A 16,619-nucleotide genomic window follows, 5' to 3' on the forward strand; every position below is an offset into this window, starting at 1 on the left:
AAAAGGAAGATTTTACTCAGTAATCCTATTTTCGTACCAATATTATGATTATGTCGACTTCTCCACTTGCAGGCAAGCTGGCGCCGAAGGAGATGCTGGTTGATGTGGCGCAGCTCATAGAGGAGTATTATAAGCGTCGCCCTGATATGCAGGACCACAGTCAACTGGTCAGTTTTGGCACCAGCGGACATCGAGGGTCGCCACTGAACGGCACTTTCACCGAGTCACATATTCTGGCTATTACGCAAGCTATCTGTGACTATCGGCACAGTAAAGGTACCGATGGGCTGCTTTACATGGGCAAGGATACACACGCCGTATCCGGGCCGGCACAGCGAACAGCGCTGGAAGTGTTGGCGGCCAACAATGTGGAGGTTGTCATCCAGCAAAATGACGGTGTCACGCCAACGCCGGTTATTTCATGGGCTATCCTCGTTTACAATCTCAGGCGCAAGGAGCATCTGGCTGACGGTATCGTTGTCACACCGTCACATAATCCGCCTGAGGATGGAGGGTTTAAGTACAACCCGGCCAATGGCGGCCCGGCTGATACGGATGTGACCAAGTGGATACAAAATCGAGCCAATGATCTACTCCGAAAGAATAACGTTGATGTAAAACGCGTGCCGTTCACTTCAGCAATCAAAGCCAGGAGTACCCATCAGGAAGATCTAATCCTGCCCTATGTCAATGACCTGCAGAGCGTCATTGATATGGACGCCATCCGCACGGCCGGCCTCAAGTTGGGCGTTGACCCGCTCGGCGGAGCATCGGGACCCTACTGGGAACGGATCAATTCCATCTATCAATTGAACATCACCGTGGTAAATCAGAATGTCGATCCGACTTTCTCGTTTATGACAGTCGATCACGACGGCAGGATACGTATGGACTGCTCAAGTGCCTACGCGATGACGCGTCTTGTCAGCCTCAAGGATAAATACCGACTTGCCTTTGCCAACGACCCGGATGCAGATCGCCATGGAGTCGTTACGCCATCGGCTGGTTTGATGAATCCCAACCATTACTTAGCCGTGGCCATCCGCTATCTGCTCACACATCGCCCCAGCTGGCCTGCGCACGCTGTGGTTGGAAAGACGCTGGTGAGCAGCAGTATGATAGACCGGGTGGTGCAAAAGCTGGGCCGCAGGCTGTCCGAAGTGCCAGTGGGATTCAAGTGGTTTACACCGGGACTGTTCGATGGCTCATACTGCTTTGGCGGCGAAGAAAGCGCCGGCGCAAGCTTTTTGCGACGGGACGGCACGGTATGGACGACCGATAAGGATGGGCCGATTATGGCTCTTCTTGCGGCCGAGATCACCGCCCGCACTGACAAGGACCCGGGCGAGCATTACAGCGAGCTTACTGCTGAGTTTGGCACACCCTACTACACACGCATCGATGCGCCCGCTACGCCTGAGCAAAAAGAAAAACTGCAGAGACTGTCGCCAGCCAACGTAAAAGAGTCGAAACTGGCCGGTGAGCCAATTACCGCAAAATTGACATCTGCACCCGGCAACGGAGCACCGATCGGCGGCTTAAAGGTCGTTGCCGCCAGCGGCTGGTTCGCGGCACGGCCATCCGGTACCGAGAACATTTATAAAATTTACGCAGAGAGCTTTAAGGATCAAATGCATCTGGACATCATTGTAGATGAGGCTCAACAGATTGTGAACGATGCGTTGGGAGTCTCGTCGAAATAGAATATTAAAAGCAAACGGGGAATGAATATGACAAGACACATTAAGCCGCTCAGCAAACGTGCGGCATGGAAAGCACTGAACACCCACTACAAAAAAGTTCAATCCCTGCATCTTCGCACGCTTTTCGCCGACGACCCAAAACGCGGCGAGCGTATGGTCGCCGAGGCAGCAGGCATTTACCTGGATTACTCGAAAAATCGCATTACCGATGAAACTCTCAAACTCCTTGTTCAATTGGCTGAGGAATCCGGCCTGCGCGAGCAAATTGACGCCATGTTTCGCGGGGAGAAGATAAACATCACGGAGAACCGGGCCGTTTTGCATGTGGCACTTCGAGCCCCACGGGGGATAACTATTCTCTCTGATGGCAAAAATGTGGTACCTGAGGTCCATGCAGTACTCGACAAGATGACTGACTTTTCCAACCGCGTCAGGCAAGGCACATGGAGAGGCCATACGGGGAAATCCATACGTAACATCGTCAATATCGGCATCGGGGGCTCGGACCTTGGGCCGGTAATGGCCTATGAGGCGCTCAGGCATTACAGCGACCGCCGCATGACCTTCCGGTTTGTTTCAAACATCGACGGCACTGATTTCGCAGAAGCAGTTCAAGACCTCGACCCCGAACAGACTCTTTTTATCGTCTCTTCAAAAACATTTACCACATTAGAGACCATGACGAATGCCCAAACCGCCCGTGTGTGGTTGCTGAAAGGGCTTGATGGAGATGAAAAGGCCATAGCGAAGCACTTTGTCGCTGTTTCGACGAACGAGGCCGAGGTGGCGAAGTTTGGCATCGATACGGCTAATATGTTCGGATTCTGGGATTGGGTCGGCGGGCGGTATTCGATGGACTCTGCGATCGGCCTTTCGACGATGCTTGCCATCGGTCCGGACAACTTCAGCGCGATGCTGGACGGATTCCATCAGATGGATGAGCATTTTCGTAACACGCCGTTTGATCGCAACCTGCCTGTGCTTATGGCTTTGCTGACCATCTGGTATACCGATTTTTTTGATGCCCATACTATTGCAGTTTTGCCCTACGAGCAGTACCTCAACCGTTTTCCGGCATATCTTCAACAATTGACCATGGAGAGTAATGGCAAATATATTACGCTTGATGGAGTCAAGGTTGACTATCAGACCAGCCCGGTCTACTGGGGCGAACCGGGCACCAACGGCCAGCACTCTTTCTATCAGTTGATTCATCAGGGGACTCGGCTTATTCCCTGTGATTTTATAGCATTCGATACATCGCTTAACCCTCTTGGCCGCCACCACGATCTGTTGATGGCGAATGTTTTTGCTCAGGCCGAGGCGCTGGCCTTCGGCAAGACGGCGGAACAGGTAAAGGCCGAAGGAACACCGAACTGGCTCGTGCCGCATCGGGTTTTTGAGGGTAACCGGACGTCGAACATAATCATGGCAGACCGGCTTTCGCCAGAAATACTGGGCAAACTCGTTGCCCTCTATGAACATTGTGTCTTCACCCAGGGTGTTATCTGGCAGATTGACTCATTCGACCAGTGGGGTGTCGAACTGGGCAAGGTGCTGGCTCAGCGCATCATCCCCGAACTTGAGAGCAAATCGGAACCTGAGCTTGCCCATGACAGTTCGACAAACAATCTGATACGTCGCTATCGCAGGAACAAATCATGACTAAGAGAGAGAAGGTTGGAATGCTTGTAAGAGATAGGGTCTGAATGAAAACAACCAAAACGGTCATTTCGAGCAAGGCGAATGTGCTCGCAATGACGATCTATAGTATTACTGTGTAAAAACTTCTTTTTTTATAAGTTTTTTCACAACCCTATTTATCCCTTATCAGGACGTACAGTTTGTTTATGAGAGAAAGATTGCTTCGCTTCGCTCGCAATGACAACGCACACTATGTCATCAAAGGCATAGCCAGTGTCATTGCGAGGGTATTTTCCGAAGCAATCTCCCGCTTTCACAACGGAGAATTGGTTGCGGCTTCGCTGCGCTAGGTATATGTATTTAAGATGTTGACTATAGATACGGTTTAAGGAAAGGAGTTTCTATGGCGCTTGTTTCATCAAAGAAAATGTTTCAGATGGCTTACAAGAACGGCTACGCCATTGGCGCGTTCAATGTCAACAATATGGAGATTATTCAGGGTATCATAGCTGCCGTTCGGGAAGAAAAGGCGCCTGTTATTCTCCAGATTTCAAAAGGGGCGCGTGAATACGCAAGCATAAGTTATCTGAGAGCTATTATTGATGTTGCTGTGAAGGAAAACCCTGATATTCCTGTCTGCATACACCTTGACCACGGCGATACCTTTGAACTTTGCAAGCAGTGTATTGATGATGGTTATACTTCCGTCATGATTGACGCCTCCCATTTCCCTTTTGAGGAGAATGTCAGGCTTACCAGGAAAGTCGTTGAATATGCACACGCCCGCGGAGTGGTCGTTGAGGCCGAATTAGGTCAGCTCGGCGGTATCGAAGAGCATGTTGTCGGCGTAAGCGCTGATGATGTATTAAAGCACCTGACCGACCCAAACCAGGCTGTCGAGTTTGTTGAAAAGACCGGCTGCGATTCGCTTGCCATTGCCTGTGGTACCAGTCATGGTGCGTACAAGTTCAAAACCGAACCGAAAATCGCTTTTGACGTAATTGAGGCTGTCGGCAAAAAGCTTCCCGGTTTTCCGCTGGTGATGCATGGGGCAAGCAGTGTTCTGCCTGAGTTCAGGGAATTGATCAACAAGTACGGAGGGAAGATGCCTGATGCAATGGGTGTGCCTGAGAGCGCTATCTCCAGGGCGGCAAAAATGGCGGTCTGCAAGGTCAATATCGATACAGATCTGCGTATGGCGATGACTGCCAGTATACGGCAGGTTTTTGCCGAAAGGCCCGACGAGTTCGACCCTCGCAAGTATCTTGGCCCTGCCAGGGAGGCTATTGCGGGCATGGTAAAGCATAAACTCACTGTTTTGTGTTGTGCAGGAAAAGCCGCCGAGTGCTGTTAAACTCAAAACCCAGGATAGGATATTGGGACGAGAGATGAGCGAGAAAATTTGTATCGATTTTCAGTAACATAGGTTAAAAAAAATAATGGTTACCTGTGATAGCGATCTGCCTCATACCGACCACCAAGTCGCAAACAAATCCACCTTAAAAAAGGGCGGGGGTTGTATAATTTTACTAAAAATGTCTGGTATGGGAACGATTATGATAAGCAATTACACCTGATATGAGTAACTATTCAGCTACGCTGAATAGTTACTGATATGAGTGAATTTTAAAGCAATACATGGCGTGAATATGACTATTTTCAACGCTTTTCAATCCTTGCAGACACTCAAGAAAAAGGGGAGGTACAATGGAAAATCCATTAACGAACAAAGAGCTGGAACTGATGAACGCCTATTGGCGGGCGTGTAATTATCTTTCCGTGGGCATGATCTATCTCAAAGACAACCCTCTGCTCAGGGAGCCCCTGAAGCCGGAGCATGTGAAGCACCGGCTGCTCGGCCACTGGGGCGCGAGTCCTGCGCTATCTTTCGTTTGGGTGCATCTCAACCGGATGATCGTCAAGCATGATCTCAACGTGATCTTTGTGGCCGGGCCTGGCCACGGCGCGCCCGGAGTGCTGGGGCCGGCATATCTCGAAGGCACCTACTCCGAGATCTATCCGGACAAGAGCGAGGATGCGGATGGGATGCAGAAGTTCTTTAAGCAATTCTCCTTCCCCGGCCATATCGGAAGCCACGTCACTCCGGAAACCCCTGGTTCCATCCACGAGGGCGGAGAACTTGGCTACAGTCTCTCGCACGCTTACGGCATGGCGCTCGACAACCCGGATCTCATCGTCGCCTGCGTGGTGGGTGACGGCGAGGCGGAAACCGGACCACTCGCTACCGCGTGGCATTCCAACAAGTTTATCAATCCGGTGCGCGACGGCGCAGTGCTGCCAATCCTGAACCTCAATGGCTATAAGATCGCAAACCCAACGATCCTTGCACGGATTAGCCACGAGGAGTTGGAAGCATTGTTTGTCGGCTACGGCTACAAGCCCTATTTCGTTGAAGGGAGCGACCCTGCTGAGATGCATAAAAAGATGGCGGTTACGCTGGAAGAGACAATCGGCGAGATCCGTGCCCAGCAGAAAACGGCACGGGAATCGAATAACCCCTTCCGCCCGCACTGGCCCATGATCGTGCTGCGTTCCCCTAAGGGCTGGACCGGACCGAAGGAGATAAAAGGACACAAAGTGGAAGGTTTCTGGCGCTCGCATCAGGTGCCCTTTGCCGACGTGCGCGACAATCCGGAGAATTTAAAGCTTCTGGAAGACTGGATGCGCAGCTACAAGCCCGAGGAACTGTTCGATGCGGGCGGCAAGCTCGCGCCAGAACTCAAGGCTCTGGCGCCCAGGGGGAATCGGCGCATGAGCGCCAACCCGCATGCCAACGGCGGACTCCTGCGCAAAGAACTCAAGCTTCCTGATTTTCGCAAATACGCTGTAGAAGTGTCTTCCCGCGGTACAGTGCAATACGAGAACACCAAACCCCTCGGCGAGTACCTGCGCGACGTGATGAAGAACAACATGACAAGCTTCCGCGTCTTTGGCCCGGACGAGACAGCATCTAACCGGCTCCAGGCTATCTACGAGGTGAGCAAGAAGACCTGGATGGCGGATATGTTGCCGGAGGATGCCGACGGCGGCGAGCTCGCTCGTGATGGCCGCGTTATGGAGATGCTTTCCGAGCACACACTCATCGGCTGGCTGGAAGGATATCTGCTTACGGGGCGCCACGGATTTTTTCATACCTATGAAGCCTTTGCCCACGTTATCGATTCCATGTTCAATCAGCACGCCAAATGGCTGGACATCTGCAAAAACCACGTGCCGTGGCGGGCATCGGTCGCTTCCGAGAATATCCTGCTGTCGTCCACGGTCTGGCGCCAGGACCACAACGGATTTTCTCATCAGGACCCTGGATTCATTGACCTTGTAACCAACAAGAGCCCGTCGGTCACGCGTATCTATCTGCCGCCCGACGCCAATACGCTCTTGGCTGTCGCCGATCACTGCCTGCGCAGCACCGACTATATCAACGTCATCGTTGCCGACAAGCAGAAGCATCTGCAGTTTACTGCTATAGACGAGGCGATCGTTCACTGCGCCAAAGGCCTCGGTATCTGGGGACGGGCGAGCACTGATGCGGGCGAGGAGCCGGATGTAGTTTTAGCTTCCTGCGGCGACGTTGCCACCATGGAGGCGTTAGCCGCAGCCGCCATCTTGCGCGAGCGGGTGCCGGATTTGAAGCTGCGCTTCGTCAACGTGGTGGATCTGTTCAAGCTGCAGCCAGCATCTGAGCATCCGCACGGATCAACGGAGCGCGAGTTCGATAGCCTGTTCACCACGGACAAGCCCATCATCTTTAATTTCCACGGCTATCCGTGGCTCATCCATAAGCTCTCGTACCGTTTCAGGGGACATGATAACCTGCACGTGCGTGGTTACAAGGAAAAGGGCAACATCAATACTCCGCTCGAACTGGCGATGCTGAATGAAACATCACGTTTCCATCTGGTCATCGACATCATTGACCGGGTGCCGAAGCTGCGCACGAAGGCAGCGCATTTAAAGGAGCAAATGAAGAATGCCATCATAGATAACCTGCGCTACGCGCACGAGCAGGGCACAGACCGGCCGGAGATCGCCAATTGGACCTGGCCGTATTAGTCAAAGGACGTGGGCAATCTATCGAACAGGTGAATTAGGTATTCGGCACCTTTTTCATTGTTATGTAGAGGCAATTCATGAATTGCCTCTGCAAAGATTGAAAATTTCGTAACTATTTATCGAAAACTGAAAAACCGGAAAAGAGTGCGCTCCGGTCACAGCATGGCTTGCGGTCAGAGTGCCCCAATCTGGACGATATGATTGAAATTTGAGGTGAGACATGCGTATTGCAATAGGTTCAGATCATGCCGGATTCGACATGACGATCCCGCGCTGCGTGGCGAATGCCGATGAAGCGATCGCGCTCATACATGAGCGCCACACGACATGGCACAACAAGAAGGAGAAAACGTAAAGAACTTTGCAGGCAGACAGGCTTCAAGCTTATATAAAAAAGGCGAGAGTAACAATTTGTTTTTTTGCGGTTACTACAGGTAAAAAACTTGCAACCCTTTTTATTTCAGGATTAAAATAATTTGTTGCAAAAATGCAGCGTTATCATGAGGAAACGCATTGAATTAAAAATAAAAACAGTTACTGAAAAGAAAAAAATAGAACAGTAAAATCACAGGAGTCTTCTATGTCCAAAATTATCTCCAAAAAGTCTTTGATGTGGATCATTCCGGTAGTCGTTGTCGCGGGCGCTGCGTTCTTCGGTTATCAGTATTGGAAGTCAAAGAAATACGCGCTGCCGGAGGGGATCGCCTCGGGTAACGGCCGGATCGAGAGCAAACTGGTCGATGTCGCCGCCAAGGAACCGCTCAGGGTCAAGGAAATCCTCGTCGATGAGGGCGATCGTGTCGAACCTGGTCAGGTGCTGGTAAGGCTGGACACTATCACGCTGGATGCCGAGCTGGCTCAGGCCAAGGCAAACGTCGCCGCCACGCAGGAGCGCCTGGCGATCGCCAACGCCGCCATCGCCAGGGCAAAAAGCGAGATTGAACTTGCCAGGATAGAGGTCGAACGCACCCGAAAACTCGTCGAAGAACGCGCCGGCTCGCAGCGTGAGTACGATGTCCGCAGGACGGCATTGGAAACAACCACGGCCGCACTCGCGGAAGAGGAAGCGAGGCTGCAAACCGCCAGGCAAGAGGTCGAAGTCGCGCAGGCAAACGTATTGACGATCCAGACCCGCATCGACGATGCGACGCTCAGGTCCCCAGTCCGCGGAAGAGTACTTTATCGCCTGGCCGAGGTTGGCGAGGTCCTGGCTCCCGGCGGGAAAGCACTGACGTTAGTGAACTTGAAAGACATCTATATGGAGATATTCCTTCCCGCACAACAGGCCGCCAAGTTGAAGATTGGCGTCGAAGGGCGGATTACCCTTGACCATGCTCCCGGCCTCGCAGCGGCCGGGTATGTGAGCTTCGTGTCCCCGGAGGCGCAATTCACTCCCAAGCAGGTCGAGACACGCAGCGAGCGTGAGAAGCTGATGTTCCGCGTCAAGATACAGGTGCCTGAAGAGCTGGCCGTCGCTTACATGGATTACGTCAAGACGGGCGTCCGGGGTGTCGGATATGTCAAGGTGGATGAATCCGCTGTCTGGCCGCACTGGCTGCAGAATCTCTTGACGCTGCCCTCAAAGGCGATTGAACACCCCAGGGAGGTGCCTTGATGTGCAATAACGATGCAAAGCCAACGATATACGGAAGGCATTGGGCCATTGCGGGTACGGCTTCACTCCTGAGCATGGTATTGGCGCTGAGCGGGTGTGCGGTAGGACCCGACTTTGTGAAACCTGAAGCCAAAATTCAGGAAAACTGGAGCGAGAAAGGTGACTCACGGGTCGCAACTCAGGCTGCCGTTGCCAGCCAGTGGTGGAGAGCATTCAATGACCTGACATTAGATCAATTAATCAAACTCGCTTATCAGCAAAACCTTCCGTTGCAGATTACTGGTCTGAGAATTCTGGAAGCCCGTGCCCGGTTAGGTATTGCCATCGGCCAGCAGTTTCCCCAGCAGCAAGAGGTATTTGGCAGTGCAACCAGGGAGGGTATTAGTGAAAATGCGCCCAATAGTTCTTTTAGGGACCGAAATTATTGGGATTATCAGGTTGGTTTTGATGCGGTCTGGGAATTGGATTTCTGGGGCAAGTTTCGGCGGGACGTGCAAGCAGCCCACGCCAGTTTGATTGCCTCGGAGGCTGACTACGATGACGCGCTTGTCTCGCTCACTGCGGAAGTCGCCCGCACCTATACGGTGATTCGAACCTTTGAGGTACTCATTGAACTAACCCGTGAAAACGTCAAACTTCAGGAGGAAGGGCTAAAGATTGCCGAGTCTCGTTTCCGCCACGGTGTCGTCACGGAACTGGATGTAGCGCAGGCCCGCACGTTATTAGAAAGTACCCGGGCTTCCATACCCCAGCTACAAAGCGGGCTGCGGCAGGCGCAAAACGCCTTGAGCACGCTGTTAGGGCAACCGCCGGGCGCAATTCAGACATTCCTGAACGGCCAGAAAGGGATTCCAACGGCGCCTGCGGAAGTGGCCGTCAGCGTACCGGCTGAATTGCTGCGGCGGCGTCCGGATATCCGGAGCGCGGAGCTTTCTGCCGCTGCACAGTGTGCCCGTATTGGCATTGCCAAAGCGGATCTCTATCCCAGTTTTTCGCTTTTTGGTGAGATCGGGTTTCAGAGCAGCAGCCAGGGTGGGGTGCAGTCCAACAATACGCACTTTGATAATATCTTTGACTCAGGCAGCTTCTTCTATTCCTTTGGCCCGGCGGTTCAGTGGCCCTTTTTCAATTACGGACGTATAGAGAACAATGTACGCGTCCAGGACGCACGGTTTCAGCAATTGCTCGTCAACTACAAAAACACTGTGCTTAGGGCAGCCCAGGAATCGGAAGACGCCTTGATTGGCTTTCTCAAAGCCCAGGAAGCCACAGCTTTTGTGCAAAACTCCGTAAATGCTGCCCAGAGATCGGTGGAGATAGCCTTGGTGCAATATCGGGAAGGCGCCGTGGATTATCAGCGCGTGTTAGATACGCAACGCATTTTATTACAGGAGGATGTCCGCTTGACCGAGACGCGCTCATCCATTGCCACGAATTTGATTGCCCTTTACAAGGCGTTGGGCGGGGGCTGGGAATTGCGCCAGGGCCAACCAGTTATTGCAGAAAGTGCGCTAACCGAGATGCAAAAACGGACCAACTGGGGCCGTTTGTTGCCGCCGCCGTCACCGAAACCGGAGGATTTAAAACCGCTGCCAACCCGGGATGTACCGGTTATAAAAAAGCCTTACTGGTAAAGACTTCCGTAGCTGAACCGTTTGATAAGCCTGGCGATGGAAAGGCTATAAAAACAGTGTGATGTGTAAAACTATGCTAAACGTGTTCATTCATTGTGATTTATTCAAAATATGAAGACAAGAACCCCGAAGGGGTAAAATGATTCATAGATGAAAAAACCGAAAACAACACCCAATCCCAAGGGGATGACATAATGAACGCGCCGGGCATTTCACGGAAAAACGATTATATCACCCCTTTGGGGTTTATCGCCGGGTTTTTATGCTATCGTCTATAATCATTTCATCCCTACGGGATTCATAGCGCTTTCATTGAATAGTATTAAATCTATCATTAGAAATTTCAAAATAAAATCACAACTATGAACCTTCTCAGTATACATTTGATACTCTATAAACAGGAGGAGATCTAAAATATATGTTGCCCCCCGCGTCTCAATCTGCTGGCACGCCGGTGGTCTCCATTAAGGACGTCACCCATCGCTATGGAAGCGTTGTGGCGCTCGATGGCATTTCCCTCGATATTCCAGGCGGCCTCATGGTTGGCATCATCGGGCCTGACGGCGTCGGCAAGTCCACGCTTATGGCCCTCGTCGCCGGATCCAAGAAACTGCAGGAAGGGAAAGTAACTGTCCTGGGCGGGGACATCGCTGATGTCCGGCACCGAAATACCGTGTGCCCGCGGATCGCCTACATGCCCCAGGGCCTGGGCAAGAATCTCTACCTGGAGCTCAGCGTTCATGAGAACGTTGACTTCATGGCGAGGCTCTTCGGACTATCCGCTGCGGAGCGTCCGAGCCGCGTCAAAGAACTACTCGATGCCACCGGACTCGGCCCGTTTCCCGACCGTCCTGCCGGCAAGCTCTCGGGCGGAATGAAACAAAAGGTGGGACTCTGCGGCGCATTGGTCCACGAACCGGACCTTCTCATCCTCGATGAGCCCACCACCGGCGTCGATCCGCTCTCCCGCCGGCAGTTTTGGAAGCTCATTGATGATATCCGTGAAGGCCGCCCCAGCATGAGCGTCGTCATTTCCACCGCTTACATGGATGAGGCGCAACGGTGGGACTGGATCGTTGCGATGGATGCCGGACGTGTGCTGGCGACAGGAACACCGGCGGAGTTGATGGAGCGGACAAGCACTAAAGATTTGGAGCAATGCTTCATCGCCCTGTTGCCGGAGGAGAAACGCACCGGTCACAAAGAGGTAACCATCCCGCCTCGGGTAGAAACCAAATCGGAAATCGTCATCGAGGCCAAGGACCTGACGCGCCGCTTTGGCAATTTCACTGCGGTTGACCACGTCAGTCTGTCTATCGAACGCAGCGAGATCTTCGGCTTCCTGGGCTCCAACGGCTGTGGTAAATCCACGACCATGAAGATGTTGACGGGGCTGCTGCCCCCCACCGAAGGTACCGCGACGCTCTTCGGCGGCCAGTCTGTCGAAGCCGGAAGCATCGAGGTGCGTAATCACATCGGCTACATGACGCAGGCATTCTCACTTTACGGCGAACTGACCGTGCGCCAGAACCTGGTACTTGATGCACGCCTGTATCACATCCCACCTGAAAAGGCCAAAGCACGCATCGGGCAGTTGGTGGAGAAATTCGGTCTGGGCCCATATCTCGATTCGTTGGCCGAGGACCTGCCTCTGGGCATGCGTCAGCGGCTTTCACTGGCGGTCGCCGTTCTGCACGAGCCGGAATTGTTGATTCTGGATGAGCCCACATCGGGGGTTGACCCGGTGGCCCGGGACAGCTTCTGGGAACTCCTGATCGATCTTTCACGGAAACAGGGCGTGACGATCTTCGTCACCACGCATTTCATGAATGAAGCGATGCGCTGTGACCGAATTTCGCTGATGCATGCGGGTAAGGTGCTGGCGTGCGACGCCCCTCAGAAACTCATAGAGGAGCGCGGCACCGATACCCTCGAGGATGCCTTCATTGGCTATATGGAGGATGCCATTGGCGACGCCGCGGTCAAAGGTGAAAATAAGAACAAGGACGAGGACAAGACGTCAATCAGCGTATCCTCTGGCAAGCAGCCTGCGACCAAACCAACAGTGCCGGATCACCGCGCAGGCTGGTTCAGCCTTGTTCGGATGCTCGCCTACACGAACAATGAAACTATGCAGATCCGCCGTGACCCGGTGCGACTGGCCTTCGCCTTTATTGGTTCGTTATTACTGATGATCGTCTTTGGCTTCGGAATCACCTCCGACGTCGAACACATTCGCTATGCCTCTTTCGATCTTGATCAGTCACCGGAAAGCCGTTTGTATCTGGAACAGTTCACGGGGTCTCAGCGTTACTTCAGTCTTACGCCGCCAATCAGATCTGCCGAGGAGGCGCTGGAAAGGCTGCAATCGAATGACATCTCGCTGGTTGTTGAAGTTCCGCCGGATTTCGGCAGGGATTTCCGCAGAGGCTCCCAACCGGATGTATCGGTGGCGGTGGACGGGGCCGACCCATACCGTGGGGAGACAATCGCACAGTATGCGAAAGGGGTGCACGATACGTTGCTGCGCGACCCCGCCAGCGAATTGTCCTCTGGTCATGAGAAGTACACTGCCAATTTCCAGACACGTTTTATGTACAATCCCACGTTCGAAAGCATTTACTCGATCGTACCGAGTGTTCCTTCCCTGCTGCTGGTATTGATACCGGCGGTGCTCATGGCGGTTAGCGTCGTGCGCGAAAAGGAGCTTGGCTCAATCATCAACTTCTATGTCACGCCAACAGGCAGGCTGGAGTACCTCGTGGGAAAGCAACTCCCCTACATTGTGATCGGCATGATGAACTACTTTATCCTGGTCGCCATGGCGCTGGTCATCTTCGGCGTCCCCATCAAGGGAAGTTTCCTCATGCTGACTCTGTGCACGCTGTTGTACCTTATTGTGACAACCGGCATCGGCATGTTAATTTCGACGTTCACGAGCAGCCAGGTCGCGGCCGTCTTTGTTACTGCAATTCTGACTATTTTGCCGACTACACAATTTTCCGGTTTGTTACAGCCGGTCTCGACACTTGAGGGTCGAGCCCGGTTCATCGGCTCGATCTGGCCGACATCTTACTACATGCATGCCAGCGTAGGCGCGTACACCAAGGGGCTCGGGGTTGACTTTCTGATGCAGGACGTTATTTTTCTTGCCTGTTGCATCCCGATTCTCCTGACGGTGAGCGTCATAAGTATGAGAAAACAGGAGAAATAGAGATGAGGTCACTCCTGAACATTCTCTGGCTTGGGCTCAAGGAAATTGTCAGTCTGTTGAGCGACGTGGTAATGGTGCTCTTCCTCTGCTATGCATTCACTATGGCTATCTACGTCCAGGCGACGGGCACTTCGACGCAGGTCAACAACGCATCTATCGCCTTCGTTGATGAGGACGGTTCGGCCTTGTCCAAGGAGCTGTTCAATGCCTTCCTGCCGCCATATTTTCAGAACCCTCAGTATGTTGAGGCCAGGGAGGTCGAAAACGCAATGGACAGAGGCCAGTTCATGTTCGTGGTCGTGATCCCGACCATGTTCGAATTGGATCTTCGCGCCGGCCGGAATCCGGATATTCAGGTGAACATAGACGCGACCGCGATGAAGCAGGCCGGCATAGGCGCGGACTACATTAAGAACATCATCAATCAGCGCATCGCATCCTTTCTCAAACGCACGGACGAAAAGGAACAGGAGCCTGTCAATCTGATCGTTCGCCGGATGTTCAACCCGAATGGAATATCCTCCTGGTTTACCAGCATAGTGGCCATCATCAATCAGGTGACCCTTTTAACGGTAGTCCTGACGGGCGCCGCGGTAATCCGAGAACGCGAGCATGGTACGCTGGAACACCTGCTGGTGATGCCGCTTTCTGCGTTCGAAATCGCGATGGCGAAGGTGTGGGCCAACGGCCTGATGATTCTCGTCGCCACAGGTTTCTCACTCTTTCTGATAGTAAAGGCGGTGCTGCAGGTGCCGTTCGCCGGCTCGATTCCGCTGTGGTTCTGTGGCGTCGTGCTCTATCTGTTTTACACGACGGCGCTGGGAATATTCCTGGGCACAATTTCTCGATCCATGGCGCAGTTTGCGCTCCTCATCGTTCTGGTGGTCGTCCTGATGCAGCTTCTTTCGGGTGGCAATACGCCTATCGAGAGCCAGCCCAGGTGGTTGCAGTACATAACGTTCTTCCTGCCTACACGGCATTTCGTCAGCTTCTCGCAGGTGATCATCTATCGTGGCGGCGGCTTAGGTGCGGTGTGGTTGCAGTTCCTCATGGTAACTGCCATCGGTCTGGGGTTTTTTGCATATAGCCTGGCGCTCTTCAGGAAATCAATCGCGGTGACGAAGTAGGTCACAGACAATTCTCCGCAGTACCGTGATTACGAAAATAAAATCCAAGAGTTATTGAATAAGGTTTGAAAAATATGGAAACAAAACACAACCCCCCCTGAATCCCCCTTTCTTAAGGGGGAGATATCAAGAATCAACGGCCTGCTTGGTCAATTAGAACATACCGCTACCCACGTAAGAAGGGAGGCAGACAGTATTGTTGCCAAGCTGTTTCGCGCCGGCGCTCTTTTGATAGTGATCTTTTTTGCGGGAGTGGTCAGTTCCCTGGTAGTATACCGTCTGATATCCCGGCGGATGATGCCTGCTTCAAAACAATAAATTTATTTACAGGACTGAAAAATAATGAAAGTACGTTGTGCGTAGCCATTACTTGATTAAATATTTGCTGGCTGCACGACTACAACGATCCTCCCGATCTACTGTTCCATCGATTCCACGATGCGGCGCTCCATATAAGAAAAGAACGGGTTATAGCGAAGACGCATAAACTGATCGACCGGGACTTGCAAAACGTCTTTTTCCCCCCGCGGTTCAACCATCCCCAAAACGAAACGGCCTTTCTTTTTCAAGTCCTCCCGGTCACCATAGAGAGGATCTTCAGGGGAAAAGGGTACCGCTACATGTGAAAGAGAATAAATCCCCCGTGGCCATTCAAGATTCAGGGGTTCACGGGTCACAGAATCTGAACCGGCATGGCGCGTCTCGGCAACGACCTGCAAGGTGTCTGGTTCCTGGTTTGTGATGAGCGTCCATGCATAAGGAAGAGCAGATGTCCCTTTAAGACTGTTTAAAAAAGCTTCATGGCGGTCTTTGATAAATGGCTCTAACGCGGAAAAACGATTTATATCAAAAAGAATCAGTTCGTGCCCGTTTGGTTTGAGATGATCATAAAGATGTGTCACCAGCGAAGGGGTGAGCACCGTGGAATCTACCACGGAAGAAAACGTTTGAACGGGAGGAAGCTGTTCCAGTTTTCCGTTCTTCTTCAGTTGCTCAATCTTTTTTTGCGTCACCCGTGTCAACTGATACAGTTGATGACCGGCGATTTTGGGAAACGAATTGTACTTGAATGGGTCATACTCCGGTTCGATGGACTGCCACGCAATTTTTTCAAAGTATGGAATAAAGCTTAGCGCCCGATGCCATCCCGAAAACGCTGCAAACCGGGTAATGCCAATGGACGGTGAGAAAAGGAATAGTTTTTGTGGCTTTATCTTCGATCCGTCATTGACACAATTGAGTGTATAATACGTGGCGATCAACCCTCCATTGGAATAACCGCCGAGGAAAAAGGGTGCATCCGGACCTGTCACAGCACGGACATGCTGCGCTGCTAAATCTGCAGCCGCCACCCAATCCTTCCAGGTAACCCCCTTCAACATAGCGGGAATGGTTCCATGTCACTGGCCCTGAATTCAGGATACAGGCGTGCCGTATGCCAGATCTTTAAATCCGGCATGTGCCTGGCGTCAAAACCGCGAATCAGGATAATTGTGAAAATAACTGCCACCAGGCATACTACAAGCGTCGCTATCCATCTAAGAATTCGCTTACCAAACATAATGATGTTCATTGCTCATCCTCCAAAAAATTGCCTGGATCATGTTT

At 52.3% G+C, this 16,619-nt stretch carries 10 protein-coding genes; 8 read left to right on the forward strand and 2 right to left on the reverse strand.

The window, feature by feature from the left end:
• The first annotated feature begins 50 nt into the window (after window positions 1-50).
• The 8 genes from E3K36_01855 to E3K36_01890 all read left to right on the forward strand — a co-directional run bounded on the left by E3K36_01855 (window position 51) and on the right by E3K36_01890 (window position 15,011).
• On the forward strand, window positions 51-1,703 hold the full coding sequence (locus E3K36_01855) for an alpha-D-glucose phosphate-specific phosphoglucomutase (GenBank protein MCF6153997.1): 1,653 nt from the start codon (window positions 51-53) through the stop codon (window positions 1,701-1,703).
• A 27-nt stretch (window positions 1,704-1,730) separates the two neighbouring features.
• A complete protein-coding gene (locus E3K36_01860; protein MCF6153998.1) occupies window positions 1,731-3,368 on the forward strand; it encodes a glucose-6-phosphate isomerase in 1,638 nt (545 codons plus the stop codon).
• Between the two features lie 382 nt (window positions 3,369-3,750).
• Window positions 3,751-4,701, forward strand: a complete 951-nt coding sequence (fba, locus tag E3K36_01865; GenBank protein ID MCF6153999.1) for a class II fructose-1,6-bisphosphate aldolase — start codon at window positions 3,751-3,753, stop codon at window positions 4,699-4,701.
• Window positions 4,702-5,054: 353 nt separating this feature from the next.
• Window positions 5,055-7,421, forward strand: a complete 2,367-nt coding sequence (locus E3K36_01870; GenBank protein MCF6154000.1) for a phosphoketolase family protein — start codon at window positions 5,055-5,057, stop codon at window positions 7,419-7,421.
• 592 nt (window positions 7,422-8,013) lie between these two features.
• Window positions 8,014-9,036: an HlyD family efflux transporter periplasmic adaptor subunit gene (locus tag E3K36_01875; GenBank protein MCF6154001.1), complete on the forward strand. Its 1,023-nt coding sequence runs from the start codon at window positions 8,014-8,016 to the stop codon at window positions 9,034-9,036.
• Window positions 9,036-10,670 carry an efflux transporter outer membrane subunit gene (locus E3K36_01880; GenBank protein MCF6154002.1) on the forward strand — a complete coding sequence of 545 codons (1,635 nt, stop codon included), beginning with the start codon at window positions 9,036-9,038 and terminating at the stop codon, window positions 10,668-10,670. Before E3K36_01875 ends, E3K36_01880 begins: the two co-directional genes overlap by 1 nt.
• 418 nt (window positions 10,671-11,088) lie before the next feature.
• On the forward strand, window positions 11,089-13,884 hold the full coding sequence (locus tag E3K36_01885) for an ABC transporter ATP-binding protein/permease (protein ID MCF6154003.1): 2,796 nt from the start codon (window positions 11,089-11,091) through the stop codon (window positions 13,882-13,884).
• A 2-nt stretch (window positions 13,885-13,886) separates the two neighbouring features.
• Window positions 13,887-15,011: an ABC transporter permease gene (locus E3K36_01890; protein ID MCF6154004.1), complete on the forward strand. Its 1,125-nt coding sequence runs from the start codon at window positions 13,887-13,889 to the stop codon at window positions 15,009-15,011.
• 416 nt (window positions 15,012-15,427) lie between these two features.
• On the opposite strand, the gene E3K36_01895 is transcribed toward E3K36_01890, so the two are convergent.
• Window positions 15,428-16,363, reverse strand: coding sequence for an alpha/beta hydrolase (locus E3K36_01895; protein ID MCF6154005.1), 936 nt, complete (start codon window positions 16,361-16,363; stop codon window positions 15,428-15,430).
• Between the two features lie 23 nt (window positions 16,364-16,386).
• A complete protein-coding gene (locus E3K36_01900) occupies window positions 16,387-16,584 on the reverse strand; it encodes a hypothetical protein (protein MCF6154006.1) in 198 nt (65 codons plus the stop codon).
• Between the last annotated feature and the right edge of the window lie 35 nt (window positions 16,585-16,619).

The sequence above is a fragment of the Candidatus Brocadia sp. genome (assembly GCA_021646415.1).
Taxonomy (GTDB): Bacteria; Planctomycetota; Brocadiia; order Brocadiales; family Brocadiaceae; genus Brocadia.

What these genes read in the sequence shown, in the direction of transcription:
- E3K36_01860 (MCF6153998.1), top strand. Translation starts at nt 1,731, where the DNA reads ATGACAAGACACATTAAGCCGCTCAGCAAACGTGCGGCATGGAAAGCA.
- E3K36_01880 (MCF6154002.1), top strand. Translation starts at nt 9,036, where the DNA reads ATGTGCAATAACGATGCAAAGCCAACGATATACGGAAGGCATTGGGCC.
- E3K36_01885 (MCF6154003.1), top strand. Translation starts at nt 11,089, where the DNA reads ATGTTGCCCCCCGCGTCTCAATCTGCTGGCACGCCGGTGGTCTCCATT.
- E3K36_01900 (MCF6154006.1), bottom strand. Translation starts at nt 16,584, where the DNA reads ATGAACATCATTATGTTTGGTAAGCGAATTCTTAGATGGATAGCGACG.
- fba (MCF6153999.1), top strand. Translation starts at nt 3,751, where the DNA reads ATGGCGCTTGTTTCATCAAAGAAAATGTTTCAGATGGCTTACAAGAAC.
- E3K36_01870 (MCF6154000.1), top strand. Translation starts at nt 5,055, where the DNA reads ATGGAAAATCCATTAACGAACAAAGAGCTGGAACTGATGAACGCCTAT.
- E3K36_01890 (MCF6154004.1), top strand. Translation starts at nt 13,887, where the DNA reads ATGAGGTCACTCCTGAACATTCTCTGGCTTGGGCTCAAGGAAATTGTC.
- E3K36_01855 (MCF6153997.1), top strand. Translation starts at nt 51, where the DNA reads ATGTCGACTTCTCCACTTGCAGGCAAGCTGGCGCCGAAGGAGATGCTG.